14 protein-coding genes are annotated in these 15,202 nt (G+C 72.7%); 7 read left to right on the forward strand and 7 right to left on the reverse strand.

The annotated features are described in order from the left end of the window. The first annotated feature begins 108 nt into the window (after positions 1-108). From CRP51_RS28560 to CRP51_RS21340, 3 genes are all read left to right on the forward strand, one after another. Positions 109-345, forward strand: a complete 237-nt coding sequence (locus tag CRP51_RS28560) for a hypothetical protein (protein ID WP_141514640.1) — start codon at positions 109-111, stop codon at positions 343-345. A 76-nt stretch (positions 346-421) separates the two neighbouring features. Next, positions 422-2,101, forward strand: coding sequence for an ATP-binding cassette domain-containing protein (locus tag CRP51_RS21335; protein WP_097232911.1), 1,680 nt, complete (start codon positions 422-424; stop codon positions 2,099-2,101). Between the two features lie 52 nt (positions 2,102-2,153). After that, positions 2,154-2,771, forward strand: coding sequence for a TetR/AcrR family transcriptional regulator (locus CRP51_RS21340; protein ID WP_097232912.1), 618 nt, complete (start codon positions 2,154-2,156; stop codon positions 2,769-2,771). Between the two features lie 40 nt (positions 2,772-2,811). Here the strand turns inward: CRP51_RS21340 and CRP51_RS21345 are convergent, their stop codons facing one another. Genes CRP51_RS21345 through hrcA form a run of 3 tightly spaced genes read right to left on the reverse strand, consistent with a single transcriptional unit; the run spans position 2,812 to position 5,767 of the window. Then, entirely contained in the window at positions 2,812-3,558 is a 747-nt protein-coding gene (locus CRP51_RS21345) for a 16S rRNA (uracil(1498)-N(3))-methyltransferase (protein WP_097232913.1), read from the reverse strand. A 55-nt stretch (positions 3,559-3,613) separates the two neighbouring features. Beyond that, positions 3,614-4,750, reverse strand: a complete 1,137-nt coding sequence (dnaJ, locus tag CRP51_RS21350) for a molecular chaperone DnaJ (RefSeq protein ID WP_097232914.1) — start codon at positions 4,748-4,750, stop codon at positions 3,614-3,616. After that, positions 4,751-5,767, reverse strand: coding sequence for a heat-inducible transcriptional repressor HrcA (gene hrcA / locus CRP51_RS21355; protein ID WP_097232975.1), 1,017 nt, complete (start codon positions 5,765-5,767; stop codon positions 4,751-4,753). It abuts the gene before it with no gap. 406 nt (positions 5,768-6,173) lie between these two features. On the opposite strand from hrcA, the gene CRP51_RS21360 reads away from it, so the two are divergent. Together CRP51_RS21360 and CRP51_RS21365 are read left to right on the forward strand one after the other, a co-directional pair. After that, positions 6,174-6,896: an MBL fold metallo-hydrolase gene (locus CRP51_RS21360; protein ID WP_245880726.1), complete on the forward strand. Its 723-nt coding sequence runs from the start codon at positions 6,174-6,176 to the stop codon at positions 6,894-6,896. A gap of 36 nt (positions 6,897-6,932) precedes the next feature. Next, positions 6,933-7,793: a DUF3097 family protein gene (locus CRP51_RS21365; protein ID WP_097232916.1), complete on the forward strand. Its 861-nt coding sequence runs from the start codon at positions 6,933-6,935 to the stop codon at positions 7,791-7,793. Between the two features lie 54 nt (positions 7,794-7,847). Here the strand turns inward: CRP51_RS21365 and CRP51_RS21370 are convergent, their stop codons facing one another. After that, complete coding sequence (locus CRP51_RS21370; RefSeq protein ID WP_097232917.1) at positions 7,848-8,111, reverse strand: hypothetical protein; 264 nt, start codon at positions 8,109-8,111, stop codon at positions 7,848-7,850. Positions 8,112-8,166: 55 nt separating this feature from the next. Here CRP51_RS21370 and hemW point away from each other — a divergent pair, with 55 nt between their 5' ends. Next, positions 8,167-9,399, forward strand: coding sequence for a radical SAM family heme chaperone HemW (gene hemW, locus CRP51_RS21375; RefSeq protein ID WP_097232918.1), 1,233 nt, complete (start codon positions 8,167-8,169; stop codon positions 9,397-9,399). 22 nt (positions 9,400-9,421) lie between these two features. Here the strand turns inward: hemW and CRP51_RS21380 are convergent, their stop codons facing one another. Both CRP51_RS21380 and lepA read right to left on the reverse strand, forming a co-directional pair. Further along, positions 9,422-11,296, reverse strand: a complete 1,875-nt coding sequence (locus CRP51_RS21380) for an AMP-dependent synthetase/ligase (protein ID WP_097232919.1) — start codon at positions 11,294-11,296, stop codon at positions 9,422-9,424. A gap of 209 nt (positions 11,297-11,505) precedes the next feature. Then, positions 11,506-13,371, reverse strand: a complete 1,866-nt coding sequence (lepA, locus tag CRP51_RS21385; RefSeq protein ID WP_097232920.1) for a translation elongation factor 4 — start codon at positions 13,369-13,371, stop codon at positions 11,506-11,508. Between the two features lie 256 nt (positions 13,372-13,627). On the opposite strand from lepA, the gene rpsT reads away from it, so the two are divergent. Further along, the gene (rpsT, locus tag CRP51_RS21390) at positions 13,628-13,894 is read left to right on the forward strand and encodes a 30S ribosomal protein S20 (RefSeq protein WP_097232921.1); all 267 of its coding nucleotides are present in this window, start codon (positions 13,628-13,630) and stop codon (positions 13,892-13,894) included. Positions 13,895-14,171: 277 nt separating this feature from the next. Here the strand turns inward: rpsT and holA are convergent, their stop codons facing one another. After that, positions 14,172-15,152 (reverse strand): DNA polymerase III subunit delta, encoded by a 981-nt coding sequence (gene holA, locus CRP51_RS21395; RefSeq protein ID WP_097232976.1) that lies wholly within the window; start codon positions 15,150-15,152, stop codon positions 14,172-14,174. Positions 15,153-15,202 lie beyond the last annotated feature (50 nt).

Below are 15,202 nucleotides of genomic sequence, written 5' to 3' on the forward strand. Positions count from 1 at the left end.
TGCTCACGGCTTTGTATGTGTTCTGCTGAGAAAGTTCCCCCGCACGAGCGAGTCCGGACCGCCCGCAGGCCGGCCCGGGTTGTTCCCGAACAAAGTGGAGGCCCAGCCGTGATCTTCCAGTCCCACGCCGACTACCTCGCCCCGCACCTCGGACTCCCCGAGGGGCCGCTGCCCACCGACCCCATGGGCAGGAGGGCGCTGCCCGAACCCGAGCCCGTCGAGGGATGCGCGGAGTGCCTCCGCCTCTCCCACGGCAGGGACCGCGCCAAGTACCTGCGCGACTGGTCCTACGTCACCGACTTCAACATCTTCCTGCGCCAGCACCCGAACCACCAGCCGATCTGAGGCCGCCGGAGGCGCACCCGCGCCCGGCCGATAAATCACCGGCCCGGACTATCACACCCGTGATAGCTTCGCGCTCGTGGGATACATCGACGTCAACGCCGTTTCTTACGGGCTGCCGGACGGCCGGCTGCTGCTGGACGAGATCTCGTTGCGGGTCGGCGAGGGGGCGAAGACCGCGCTGATCGGGGCCAACGGGTCGGGGAAGACCACGCTGCTGCGGATGATCTCCGGGGACCTCGCGCCGCACGGCGGAGCGGTGACGCGGAGCGGAAGCCTCGGCGTCATGCGGCAGTTCACCGCCCGCGAGGGCGACCAGGTGCGGGACCTGCTGCTGTCGGTCGCCGACCCGCGCGTCCGCCGCGCGGCGGCGTCCGTCGACCGGGCGGAGGCGGCCATGGAGGCCGGCGGCGACACCGCGGCGCAGATGGCGTACGCGAACGCGCTGGCCGAGTGGGGCGACGCCGGCGGCTACGACGCCGAGGTGCTGTGGGACGTCTGCACCACGGAGGCCCTCGGTATGTCCTTCGACCAGTGCCGACGGCGCCCGGTCGACACCCTGTCGGGCGGCGAGCAGAAGCGGCTGGTGCTGGAGGCGCTGCTGCGCGGCACCGACGAGGTGCTGCTGCTGGACGAGCCGGACAACTTCCTCGACGTCCCCGGCAAGCGCTGGCTGGAGAGCCGTCTGCTCGAAACACCGAAGACCGTGCTGTACATCAGCCACGACCGCGAACTGCTCGCCCGCACGGCGGGGAGCATCGTCACGATCGAGCTGGGCGCGGCCGGCAACACGGCCTGGGTGCACCCCGGCGGCTTCGACGGCTACCACCAGGCCAGGGTCGAGCGGTTCGAGCGGTTCGACGAGCTGCGCAACCGCTGGGACGAGGAACGCGCCAAGCTCAGGGCGCTGGTGCTGATGTACAAGCAGAAGGCCTCGTACAACTCGGACATGGCATCGCGCTACCGCTCCGCGCAGACCCGGCTCGAACGGTTCGAGAAGGCGGGGCCGCCGCCCGCGCAGCCGCGCGAGCAGCACCTGGCGATGCGGCTGCGCGGCGGGCGCACCGGCAAGCGGGCCGTGGTCTGCGCGGGACTCGAACTGACCGGCCTGATGAAGCCGTTCGACCTTGAGGTCTGGTTCGGCGACCGGGTGGCCGTGCTGGGCTCCAACGGCTCGGGCAAGTCGCACTTCCTGCGGCTGCTCGCCTCCGGGGGCAGCACCCCCGAGCCGGAGCACGAGCCGGTGGGCGGCCTCCCGGTCGAGCCGGTGGCGCACGCGGGGGTCGCGCGCCTGGGGGCGCGGGTGCGCCCCGGGTGGTTCGCGCAGGTGCACGGAAGGCCGGATCTCGCCGGCCGCACGCTGGTGTCGATCCTGCACCGGGGCGACGAGCGCCGGGCGGGGCTGCCGCGCGAGGAGGCGTCGCGGGCGTTGGCGCGTTACGAGCTGGCGGGCGCGGCGGAGCAGACCTTCGACTCGCTGTCCGGCGGGCAGCAGGCGCGCTTCCAGATCCTGCTGCTCGAACTCGGCGGCACCACCCTGCTGTTGCTCGACGAGCCCACCGACAACCTCGACCTGGTCTCCGCCGAGGCGCTGCAACACGCCCTCCGCGCCTACGAGGGCACGGTGCTTGCGGTGACCCACGACCGGTGGTTCGCCCGGGACTACGACCGTTTCCTGGTCTTCGGCTCCGACGGCACCGTGTACGAGTCGGCGGAGCCGGTGTGGGACGAGAAGCGGGTGGTCAGACCCCGGGGGTGAGCCCTTGGGCCACGCGCGCCCCTTCGTGTCACACCCGTGATACTTTTTGGCCATGCCCGCCAGGATCGACCTCGCGCAGCGCCGCAGGGATGTCGTCGAGGCGGCCTTCCGCCTCCTGGTCGCCGAGGGTTTCACCGGTGTCTCACTGCGGAAGGTCGCCGTCGAGTCCGGCCTGAACATCGGTTCCGTCCGCCACTACTTCAGCGATCACCGCAGCCTTCTCATCGCGGCCGTGACCGAGGTCGGCGACCGCATGGGCGCGCGGCTCACCCGCCATCCGACCGACGCGCTGGCCGGGCTCACCGGCGAAGCGGCGGTGGAGGCGCTGCAGCGGCGGCTGGAGGAGCTGCTTCCGGTCGACGAGGAGCGCCGCGTCGAGTCGATCGTGCTGACGGAGTTCATCGTCGCCGCCCGGGTGCACCCGGCCTTCCGCCCGGTGACCGAGCGGATGGCCGCCGACCTGCGCCTGGCGGTCACGGACTTCCTGCGCGCGCTCCGGGTGCGGGACCCGGCCGAGGAGGCGGAACGGATCGTCGCGGTCCTGGGCGGTCTGGCCCTGGACTCGGTGACGCCGCACGGGTCGCTCGGCGTGGCACGCGTCCGCGCGACGCTGCGGGCGCATCTGCGGTCGGTGCTGACGGACGTCGCCGGTCATACCGCAGCGCGATAGCCGGTCCCGGCCCGGGTGGGGCCGTGGCACCGGCGGCGGGTCAGCTCCAGCGGCCGGTGCGGGTCAGCAGCAGGGCCGTGGCGGCGGGTCCGGCCGTCGAGGTACGCAGCACCGTGGGGCCCAGCCGGTAGGGGGTGGCTCCGGCGTCGGCGAAGGCCGTCAACTCCGCCTCGGTGATCCCCCCTTCGGGGCCGACCACCAGCAGCAGCGGCCCCCCGGCCGGCAGCGGCGCCGTGGCCAGCGGCAGCGTCGCGCTCTCGTGGAGCACGGCGGCGAACGAGGCCCCGGCGACCAGCTTGGCCACGCCCGCCGAGTCCAGCGGTTCCGCGACCTCCGGCACCCGCAGCCTGCGGGCCTGCTTCGCCGCCTCGCGGGCCGCGGCCCGCCAGCGCGTCAGGGACTTCGCGCCGCGCTCGCCCTTCCACTGGGTGACGCAACGGGCCGCCGCCCAGGGCACGATGGCGTCGACGCCGGTCTCGGTCATGGTGCTGACCGCCAACTCGCCCCGGTCGCCCTTGGGCAGCGCCTGCACCACCGTGATCCGGGGCGTCGGCTCCGGCTCGTCGCGGCGCTCCAGGACCGTCACCTCAAGCCGGTCCCGGCCGTCGACCTCCGCGACCCGGCCCAGCGCGCCGGCGCCCTCGCCGTCGCTGAGCACCAACTCCTCGCCGACGCGCAGCCGTCGGACCGCCACCGCGTGGCGGCCCTCGGCGCCGTCGAGGGTCAACGACGCCCCGGGCTCGGCGTGCGCCAGCGACCCGACGAGAAAGACCGGCGCGCTGCTCATCGACCGCCACCCATCGAACCGCTGGCCACCGAACCGCCGCTCACCGAACCGCCGCTCATCGGCCGTTGAACGCGTCCTTCAACCGCGAGAACAGGCCCTGCTGGCCCGGCTGGAACTGGCCGGTCGGCCGTTCCTCACCGCGCAGCTTGGCCAGCCGCCGCAGCAGCTCCTCCTGCTCGGGGTCGAGCTTGCCCGGCGTCTGCACCTCGACGTGGACGACCAGGTCGCCCCTGCCGTTGCCCCGCAGATGCGTCACGCCACGGCCGTGCAACGGGATGGACTGCCCCGACTGCGTGCCCGGACGGATGTCCACCTCCTCGCGGCCGTCGAGCGTGTCCAACGGCACCTGCGTGCCGAGGGCCGCCGCCGTCATCGGGATGGTGACCGTGCAGTGCAGGTCGTCGCCGCGACGCTGGAACGTCGAGTGCGGCTTCTCCTGGATCTCCACGTACAGGTCGCCTGGCGGGCCGCCGCCGGGTCCGACCTCGCCCTCGCCGGCCAGCTGGATGCGGGTGCCGTTGTCCACGCCGGCGGGAATCTTCACGTTCAACGGGCGGCGGGTGCGCACCCGGCCGTCGCCCGCGCAGTCCGGGCAGGGGTTGGGCACCACGGTGCCGAAGCCCTGGCACTGCGGACACGGACGCGAGGTCATCACCTGGCCGAGGAACGAGCGCGTCACCTGCGAGACCTCGCCGCGCCCACGGCACATGTCGCAGGTCTGCGCCGAGGTGCCGGGGGCGGCGCCCTCGCCGTTGCACGAGTTGCACACCGTGGCGGTGTCCACCTGGATCTCCCGGGTGGTGCCGAAGGCAGCCTCGTTGAGGTCGATGGACAACCGGATCATCGCGTCCTGGCCGCGCCTGGTACGCGACTTGGGCCCGCGCTGGGACGCCGTGCCGAAGAACGCGTCCATGATGTCCGAGAAGTTGCCGAAGCCCGCGCCGAACCCGGCCCCGGCGCCGCCACCGCCCGCACCCCCGAGCGGGTCCCCGCCCAGGTCGTACATCTGCTTCTTCTGCGGGTCGGAGAGCACCTCGTAGGCGGTGTTGATCTCCTTGAACCGCTCCTGCGTCTTGGGGTCCGGGTTCACGTCCGGGTGCAGCTCCCGGGCCAGCCGGCGGAAGGCCTTCTTGATCTCGTCCTGCGAGGCGTCACGCTGCACGCCGAGGACCGCGTAGTAGTCCGTCGCCACCTAGTTCTCCGCGAGGATTTGTCCGACGTACCGTGCCACCGCGCGTACCGCTCCCATCGTTCCGGGGTAGTCCATCCGGGTCGGTCCGACGACTCCGAGCTTCGCGACCGCTTCGTCCCCAGAACCGTAGCCGACCGACACAACCGATGTGGAGGTCAGGCCCTCGTGAGCGTTCTCATGGCCGATGCTCACCGTCATCTCCGAGCCCCTGGCCTCGCCGAGCAGGCGCAACATGACCACCTGCTCCTCCAACGCCTCCAGCACGGGGCGGATGGTGAGCGGGAAGTCGGTCGCGAACCGGGTCAGATTGGCCGTACCGCCGATGACCAGGCGTTCCTCGGTCTCCTCGACCAGGGTCTCCAGCAGGGACGAGAGCACGGTCGAGACCGCGCCCCGCTCCTCGGGGACGAACGCCTCGGGCAGCTCGGCGACCAGCCGGGGCACCTCGGAGAAACGTTGACCCACGATCCTGCTGTTCAGCCGGGCGCGAAGATCGGCCAGCGAGGTCTCGCCCAGCGGCGCCGGGCAGTCGATCATCCGCTGCTCGACCCGGCCGGTGTCGGTGATCAACACCAGCATCACGCGCGCCGGGGCGAGCGCCAGCAGCTCGACATGGCGCACGGTCGAGCGGCTGAGCGAGGGGTACTGCACGACCGCGACCTGCCGCGTCAGCTGGGCCAACAGCCGGACGGTGCGCGCGATCACGTCGTCGAGGTCGACCGCGCCGTCGAGGAAGTGCTGGATCGCGCGCCGCTCGGGGGACGACAGCGGCTTGACCCCGGCGAGCCGGTCGACGAAGAGGCGGTAGCCCTTGTCCGTGGGCACCCGCCCCGCGCTGGTGTGCGGCTGCGCGATGTAGCCGTCCTCCTCCAGCGCCGCCATGTCGTTGCGCACCGTGGCGGGGGAGACCTGGAGGTTGTGCCGCTCGGTCAACGCCTTGGAGCCGACCGGCTCCTCGGTGCCCACGTAGTCCTGGACGATGGCCCGGAGCACTTCCAGCCTGCGCTCGTTGAGCACGCCGCACACCTCCCGTCCGGCTCGTCGGTCCCTCGTCGCTCTCCTGGCACTCAGCGGCGCAGAGTGCCAACACTGCTCCAGTGTACGGCGGAGTAGCCCGCCCGGGGAACGAGCGACCGAAGAGAACCACGCCGGAATCCACGGGCAAAGCGGGACACTCGGCGCTACCGGGGCACTACGGGAAGTCGACCGGAACCCCGCCCAAGAACGGCCGGAAACGGACGGTCCGCCGACGTAGGGCGACCGGACGCGCCCCGCCCCGGGTGGCGCGGCACGGATGTCCTCCGCGGCCCGGCCCCCCGCGCACCACGCGAGCGACCCGCCAGGGCCGCGGCCGACACCCCGCCCGGGGCCACACACGCGAGACGCCGACCGCGCCCCGGACACCCCCGCTACCCTCACCCCCGTGAGCGAGGGAAACGAGAAGCACCCGTGGGAACGCCTCGCCGCGGGCGTCACGCGGCGGCGCCTCCCCGGCTGGGACGAGACGGTCGGCGCCGTGGCCGGCCCGGAGGGCGTGCTGGTCGTGGACGCCGGCCCCTCGTTGACCACGGGCGCCGCGCTCCGCGCCGAGGTGACGGAACGGCTGGGCCCACCGCGCTGGCTGGCCCTGACCCACCCGCACTTCGACCACGCGCTGGGCGCCGGCGGCTTCCCCGGCGTGGAGGTGCTGGCGGGAGGCCCCCTGCCGGGGGCGGGGATGGCCGCGGACGCGGTCGCGCACGGCCTGGACAGCGCGGAGGCGGAACGTTCGGCCGCCGCGCTGCCGACACCGGCCCGCCTGGTGACCGGGCGGCTGACGCTGGAGCTCGGCGGCGGCCGCCGCGCCGTGCTCGCGTCGCTCGGCCCGGCGCACGCCGGCCACGACCTGGTGGTGGCGGTGTACGACGGGGCGGCCGATCCCTCGGTGGTCTTCTGCGGTGACCTGGTCGAGGAGTCGGGGGAACCGCAGGCGGGACCCGACGCGGAGCCGGCGCGCTGGCCGGCCGCGCTGGACCGGCTGCTGGCGCTGGGCGGCGAGGACGCCGCCTATGTGCCGGGGCACGGCGCGGTCGTGGACGCCGCGTTCGTCCGCGCCCAACGGGCGTCGCTCGCCCGGCGCTTCGGGGTGGCGGACGGGCCGGTCTGACCGCCGGGTCGGTGCGCGGCGTGGTCGAATGGGGCCATGCGCGCGCGTTCCTATGACCCGGACCTGACCCCGCCGTGGAAGCGCCCGGCGGCGGTGCCCGAGGTGGAGGCCGAGCCGGGGCTGGTGGTGGAGGAGGTCACCACGGGCTTCTGCGGGGCGGTGATCCGCTGGGAGAAGACGGCGGAGGGCCCGACGGTCACCCTGGAGGACCGTTTCGGCGCGCACCGGGTCTTTCCGATGGTGGCGCGCGGCTTCCTGCTGGAGGGGCGCGAAGTCACGCTCGTGCGCCCCAAGGCGGCCGCCGGGGCGCGCGGGCCCGCCCGCACCGCCTCGGGCTCGGTCGCCGCGCCCCGCGCGCGGGCGCGGGTGGCGCGCGCGGGGCGGATCTTCGTCGAGGGCCGGCACGACGCCGAGCTGGTGGAGCGGGTCTGGGGCGACGACCTGCGGGCCGAGGGCGTGGTGGTGGAGTTCCTGGCGGGCGTGGACGATCTGGCCGCGGTGGTCGCGGAGTTCGGGCCGACGCCGGAGGCCAGGCTGGGGGTGCTGGTGGACCATCTGGTGCCGGGTTCCAAGGAGTCGCGGATCGCCGAGGAGGTGCGCGCGGCGCACGGCGAGGACGTGGTGCTGGTGGTCGGGCACCCGTTCGTGGACATCTGGGCGGCGGTGCGCCCCGCGGCGGTCGGCATCGCGGCGTGGCCCGAGGTGCCGCGCGGCCAGGACTGGAAGACGGGCGTCTGCCGTGCGTTGGGCTGGCCGGAGAACACGGGCGCCGCGTGGCAGCGGGTGCTGCGGAGCGTGCGGGACTACCGCGATCTGGACCCGGGGCTGCTGGGACCCGTCGAGCACCTGATCGACCATGTGACGGTCGGCTCGCCGGCCGGGCCGGTGGGTCCCTGACCCGGCGGGGGACGCGCCGCCGTGCGCGTGCGGACAGTTCGTGAGCGAAGACGCTCAGACCAGAAACAGGTCCTCGTCGAAGACGGTCACCACCACGACCACCATCAGCCCCTGACCGATCAGGTACTCGATGAGGATGCCGGGCGCGACCTGCGCCTTGCGGTTGTCCTCGTGGGTGCCGACCGGGGCGCTCGCCTTGTGGTACGGGTCCTGGGCCAGCTTGGCCAGACCGCGTTCCAGGAGCTTCTTGCGGTGCGGCGCCATCCGCTCGGCGGACTCGGCGGCCTCCGTCGTGAAGGAGATCCGCAGGTCGAACACGGTGCCTCCTCCCCGCCTCGCGGCCGTTCCCCGTCGATGCCGGACAATGGCGAGTATGCCCTCCGCCCTGCCCGAAGGCGACCCCGCGCCGCGTGACGGTTCCCTGCCGCCCGCCGCGCTGGCCAGCGCCGCCGAACGGCCGCTCGCGTTCTATCTGCACGTCCCGTACTGCGCGACCCGCTGCGGCTACTGCGACTTCAACACCTACACCGCGAGCGAGCTGCGCGGCTCCGGCGGGGCGCTGGCCTCGCGGGAGAACTACGCCTCGGTGCTGGCCGAGGAGATCCGGCTGGCCAGAAAGGTGCTGGGGGACGACCCGCGCCGGGTCGCCACGGTCTTCGTCGGCGGCGGCACCCCGACGCTGCTGCCGCCGGCCGACCTGGCGGCGATGCTGGACGCGGTGCGTCAGGAGTTCGGACTGGCCGAGGACGCCGAGGTCACCACGGAGGCCAACCCCGACTCGGTGGACCGCGCCGGGCTCGCGGCCCTGCGGGAGGCCGGCTTCACCCGCGTCTCGTTCGGGATGCAGAGCGCGAGCCCGCACGTGCTGCGCCTGTTGGAGCGCACCCACACCCCCGGGCGCCCCGAGCGCGCCGTCGCGGACGCGCGCGCCGCCGGGTTCGCGCACGTCAACCTGGACCTGATCTACGGCACCCCGGGCGAGAGCGAGGCGGACTGGCAGTCCTCGCTGGAGGCGGCGCTCGCCGCCGGGCCCGACCATGTCTCGGCGTACTCGCTGATCGTGGAGGAGGGCACCAGGCTCGGGCAGCGGGTGCGGCGCGGCGAGGTGCCGATGACCGACGACGACGTGCACGCCGACCGCTACCTCCAGACGGAACGCGTGCTGGGCGCCGCCGGGTTCGCCTGGTACGAGGTCTCCAACTGGGCGACCACGCCGGCCGGTCGCTGCCGTCACAACGAGCTGTACTGGACCGGCGCCGACTGGTGGGGAGCGGGTCCCGGGGCGCACAGCCACGTGGGCGGGGTGCGCTGGTGGAACGTGAAGCACCCGGGCGCGTACGCCCAGGCGCTGGCGGAGGGCCGTTCGCCGGCCGCGGGCCGCGAGCTGCTGGACGCGGAGGACCGGCGGGTGGAGCGCGTGATGCTGGAGCTGCGGCTGGTGGACGGGTGCCCGTTGGCGCTGCTGCGGCCGGCGGGGCTGGCGGCGGCGCGGCGGGCGTTGACCGACGGGCTGCTGGCGGAGGAGGCGTTCGCCGACGGCCGCGCGGCGCTGACGCTGCGCGGCCGTCTGCTGGCGGACGCCCTGGTGCGGGACCTGGTGGACTGACTCCCCCGGCCGACCGGGTCGGTCAGGTCGTCGGGTACATCTCGTCGATCAGGTGCTGGTACTCGCCCTCGACGACGGGGCGCTTGAGCTTGAGGCTCGGGGTGAGCTCGCCGTGCTCGATGTCCAGCTCGCGCGGCAGCAGCCGGAAGGACTTGATCGTCTGCCAGCGCTGGAGGCTCGCGTTGAGCTGCTCGACATAGCCGTCGACCATCGCGACGGTCCGCTTGTCGGCGATCACCTGGGCGTAGTCGCCGGAAACGCCGTTCTCCCCGGCCCAGGCCAGCACCGCCGGCTCGTCGAGGGCGATCAGCGCGGTACAGAACTTGCGGCCCGCGCCGATCACCAGCATCGAGGAGGCCAGGGGGCAGATGACCTTGAAGCGGCCCTCGATCTCGGTCGGCGCGACGTACTTGCCGACGGAGGTCTTGAAGAGGTCCTTCTTGCGGTCGGTGATGGTGAGATAGCCGTCGTCGGACAGCTCGCCGATGTCCCCGGTGTGGAACCAGCCGTCCTCGGTCAGCACCTCGGCGGTCAGGTCGTCCCTGCCGTGGTAGCCGTCCATGATGCCGGGGCCGCGCAGCAGCACCTCGCCGTCCTCGGCGATCCGCACCTCCAGGCCGGGCAGGGCCTTGCCCACGGTGCCGACGCGGTTGGCGTCGCGGCGGTTGACGAAGCTGGCGGCGGCGGACTCGGTGAGCCCGTAGCCCTCCAGGATGGGGACGCCGGCGCCGGTGAAGAAGTAGCCGAGCTCGGGGGTGAGCGCCGCCGAGCCCGAGACGCAGCCGACCATGTTGCCGCCGAAGGCGGCCCGGATCTTCGCGTAGACCAGCTTGTCGGCGATCCGGTGCTTGGTCGCCAGGGCCGGCGGCACGCTGGCCCGCCCGGTGCGGCGGCGGGTGTCCTGGGAGACCTTGGCGTAGTCCTTGGCGACCTCGGCGGCCCAGGTGAAGATCTTGTACTTCACCGCGCCGCCCGCCTTGGCCTTGGCGGCGACACCGTTGTAGACGCGTTCGAAAATGCGCGGAACGGCGCACATGACGGTCGGACTGACGATCGGCAGGTTCTCGATGATCTTGTCGACGCGACCGTCCACGGCCAGGACATGACCGACCTTGATGTGGCCGGCCAGCAGCACCTTGCCGAAGACGTGGGCCAGCGGCAGCCAGAGGTACTGGGTGTCCTCCGGCAGCATCATGTCGACCCGCTCGATGCCGTACCCCATGTACGACCAGGTGTCCTGCCGCAGCCGGACCCCCTTCGGGCGGCCGGTGGTGCCCGAGGTGTAGATCAGCGTCGCCAGCTGGTCGGGGCGCAGCGCGGAGACCGTGTCGCGGACCGCGTCCGGCTTCTCCTCCAGGTAGCGGGCGCCCCGCTCGGCCAGCTCGGCGAGGGAGAGCACCCAGCCCTCGGGGTCGCCCTCGGCCGGCACCGCGTCGTCGCTCTCGATCACCACGACGTGCTTCAGCTCGGGCAGCTCGGCGCGGCGCTCCCTGACCTTGGCCAGTTGCTCCGCGTTCTCGGCGACCAGCAGGCGGCTGCCGGAGTCGGCCAGGATGAACGCGGTCTCGTCCACGTTGGTCTGCGGGTAGACCGTGGTGGTCGCGGCGCCGGCACACATGATGCCGAGGTCGGTCAGCACCCAGTCCACGCGGGTGGAGGAGGCGATCGCGACCCGCTCCTCGGGGCGGATGCCCAGGTCCATCAGCCCGGCGGCGATGGCGAAGACCCGGGTGCCGGCCTCGGCCCAGGTGTAGGAACGCCAGTCGTCGGGCCCCTCGCCCGCGCTGGGCACCGGGTAGCCGTAGGCCCGTCGGTCCGGGGTGGCCTCGACCCGCTCCAGGAACAGGTGCGCCACGGACGGTGGCCGGTTCGCCATGGCCTGCTCACTCTCGCTCACGAATTCCTCCGGGTGCCGCACTGCAACGGGGGTGACCTGCGGGTAACTTTCCGCCGGGGCGAACAGACTAAGCGGCGCGGCCCTCTCTGTTAAGGGGGATGGTCCCCCGTGCTGTCGCGCCGCCGTTCCGCCGCGCGGTGTGCGCTGTGCGGTGCGCGGGCCCCGGCGGGCGGGGCCGCCGCGCCCCGCTCCCCCGCGCCTGGCCGCTCCTACTTCTTGCTCTTGGCCTCGCCGCCGCCGTCGGAGTCCGAGGAGAGGGCCGCGATGAACGCCTCCTGGGGCACCTCGACCCGGCCGACCATCTTCATCCGCTTCTTCCCCTCCTTCTGCTTCTCCAGCAGCTTGCGCTTCCGGGAGATGTCACCGCCGTAGCACTTGGAGAGCACGTCCTTGCGGATGGCGCGGACGGTCTCCCGGGCGATCACCCGCGATCCGATCGCGGCCTGGATCGGCACCTCGAACTGCTGCCTGGGGATCAACTCGCGCAACTTCCCGGCCATCTTCACGCCGTAGGCGTACGCCTTGTCCTTGTGGACGATCGCGGAGAAGGCGTCGACCTTGTCGCCGTGGAGCAGGATGTCGACCTTGACCAGCGCGGCGGTCTGCTCGCCCGTGGGCTCGTAGTCCAGCGAGGCGTAGCCCCTGGTCTTGGACTTCAGCGCGTCGAAGAAGTCGAAGACGATCTCCGCCAGCGGCAGGGTGTAGCGCAGCTCGACGCGCTCCTCGGAGAGGTAGTCCATGCCCTGGAGCGAGCCCCTGCGGGTCTGGCACAGCTCCATGATCGCGCCGATGAACTCGCTCGGGGCGATCAGCGTCGCCCGCACGACCGGCTCGCGCACCTCGTCGATCTTGCCGCCGGGGAACTCGCTCGGGTTGGTCACGATGTGCTCGGTGCCGTCCTCCATCGTCACGCCGTAGACCACGTTGGGAGCGGTGGCGATCAGGTCGAGACCGAACTCGCGCTCCAGCCGTTCACGGATGACCTCAAGGTGGAGCAGGCCGAGGAAGCCGACCCGGAAGCCGAAGCCGAGGGCCGCCGAGGTCTCCGGCTCGTAGACCAGCGCCGCGTCGTTGAGCTGGAGCTTCTCCAGGGCGTCGCGGAGCGCCGGGTAGTCGGAGCCGTCGATCGGGTACAGCCCGGAGAAGACCATGGGCTTGGGGTCCTTGTAGCCGCCGAGCGGCTCCGTGGCACCGTGGCGCTGGAAGGTGACCGTGTCGCCGACCTTGGACTGGCGGACGTCCTTCACGCCGGTGATCAGATAGCCCACCTCGCCGACGGCCAGGCCGTCGGCCGGGGCCATCTCCGGGGAGTTGACCCCGATCTCCAGCAGCTCGTGGGTGGCGCCCGTCGACATCATCTGGATGCGCTCGCGCTTGCTCAGCCGGCCGTCGACCATCTTCACGTAGGTCACCACGCCCCGGTAGGAGTCGTAGACCGAGTCGAAGATCATCGCGCGGGCCGGGGCCTCGCCCTCGCCGACGGGCGCCGGCACCTGGCGGACCACCTCGTCGAGCAGCTCGGCGACGCCCTCGCCGGTCTTGGCGGAGACGCGCAGCACGTCGCCGGGGTCGCAGCCGATCAGGTGCGCCAGCTCGGCGGCGAACTTCTCCGGCTGGGCGGCCGGCAGGTCGATCTTGTTGAGCACCGGAATGATCGTGAGGTCGTTCTCCATGGCCAGATAGAGGTTGGCCAGGGTCTGGGCCTCGATGCCCTGCGCGGCGTCGACCAGCAGGATGCAGCCCTCGCAGGCGGCCAGCGATCGGGAGACCTCGTAGGTGAAGTCCACGTGGCCCGGGGTGTCGATCATGTTGAGCACATGGGCCGTGCCGTCCTCGGCACCCCAGGGCATCCGGACCGCCTGGGACTTGATCGTGATGCCGCGCTCGCGCTCGATGTCCATCCGGTCGAGGTACTGGGCACGCATCTGCCGCTGCTCGACCACCCCGGTCAACTGGAGCATCCGGTCGGCGAGGGTGGACTTGCCGTGGTCGATGTGCGCGATGATGCAGAAGTTGCGGATGATGGCCGGGGCGGTACGGCTGGGCTCCGGCGCGTTCGAAGGGATCGCGGGCACGCGGGGTCCTGTCGGTGATGGCGGTGGGTCGCTTGGTCGCTCCCATGGTCCCATGCGCGGGAAGCCGGCTCCGATTGGGAAGGGCTCGGGGGGCGCTGGTACGCTGGCACACTGCCTCTGGTGTGGGACGGACCGCCGGGGGCGGAACCACGCTTCACCCGCTTCACCGCCGTCCCAGCACGACCGAACATCCGAAACGTTCGGGGCGCCCCGCAGGGGCCTCCGAAACTTCTCGAACCTGCAAAGGCTCTCATTCGTGGCGAACATCAAGTCCCAGATCAAGCGGATCAAGACCAACGAGAAGGCCCGGCTGCGCAACCAGTCGGTCAAGTCCGAGGTCAAGACCGCGATCCGTCGCGCCCGCGAGGCCGCGGCCAGCGGTGACTACGAGTCGGCCGAGGCCGCTCGCCGGGTCGCCGCCCGCAAGCTGGACCAGGCCGTCAGCAAGGGTGTGCTGCACCCGAACAACGCGGCCAACAAGAAGTCCGCGCTGGCCGCCCGGGTCAACGAGCTCCAGGGCTGACCGACTCCGCGCCCGGGGCCGAACGCGCCCCGAGCCCGGGTGGACGACGACGCCGGTCCGGCTCTCGCGGCCCCTCTCTCCGCGCCGACCGACGCTCACCGGCACCGCGCTGATCCCAAGTTCGCCACGCGGGTGCGGTGCTCACCGCCCGGACACCAACCGGCGGAGCCGGCAGGACCGGACAACACGCGCAACACGGCCGCACACGCGGCATTCGAGGGGCCCCGGCCGCCACCCCAGGCGGCCGGGGCCCCTCGGCGTGTGCCCGGTCCGGGGCTCAGCGACGGGCGTGGGCGATGGTGATCACCGCGTGCTCCAGGGCGTACGCCGGGTCGTAACCGCCGCCCTTGACCGCGGCGTCCGCGTCCGCGACAGCGCGCAGGGCGGTGGCGACGCCGTCGGCCGACCAGCCGCGGGCCTGCTGGCGGACGCGGTCCACCTTCCACGGCGGCATCCCCAGCTCACGCGCCAGATCGCCGGGGCGCATCCCGCCGGGCGCCGACGCCAACTTGCCGATCGCCCGCACCCCCTGGGCCAGCGCGCTCGTCACCAGCACCGGGGCCACGCCGGTGGCCAGCGCCCAGCGCAGCGCCTCCAGGGCGTCCGCCGTGCGGCCCTCGACCGCCCGGTCCGCCACCGTGAAGCTGGAGGCCTCGGCGCGGCCCGTGTAGTAACGGCCCACCACCGCCTCGTCGATGGCGCCCTCGATGTCGGCGGCCAACTGCGCGCAGGCCGAGGCCAGCTCCCGCAGGTCGGCGCCGATGGCGTCGACCAGGGCCTGACAGGCGCCCGGCGTGGCCGAACGGCCCAGCGCGCGGAACTCGCCCCTGGCGAACGCGACCCGGTCCGCCGGCTTGGTCATCTTCGGGCAGGCGACCTCGACCGCACCGGCCTTGCGGGCGGCGTCCAGCAGGCCCTTGCCCTTGGCGGCGCCGGCGTGCACCAGCACCAGACTGATCTCCTCGGCGGGCGCCGCCAGATAGTCCTTGACGTCCTTGATCGTGTCGGCGGCCAGATCCTGGGCCGCCCTGACCACCACCACCTTGCGCTCCGCGAAGAGCGAGGGGCTGGTCAGCTCGGCCAGCGTCCCGGGACGCAGCTCGGGGGCGGCCAACTCCCGCACGTCGGTGTCCGGGTCGGTCGCCTTCGCCGCGTCGACCACCTCGCGCACCGCGCGGTCCAGCAGCAACTCCTCCTGGCCCACGGCCAGCGTCACCGCCGCCGGCTGCCCCGTACTTCCGCTTCCCCTGCCAGCCATGCCGCCCAGCATCGCACGCGCCACTGACAGCGGAGACCAGGTCCACGTCG

The sequence above is a fragment of the Streptomyces zhaozhouensis genome, from assembly GCF_900230195.1.
GTDB classification, from domain to species: domain Bacteria; phylum Actinomycetota; class Actinomycetes; order Streptomycetales; family Streptomycetaceae; genus Streptomyces; species Streptomyces zhaozhouensis.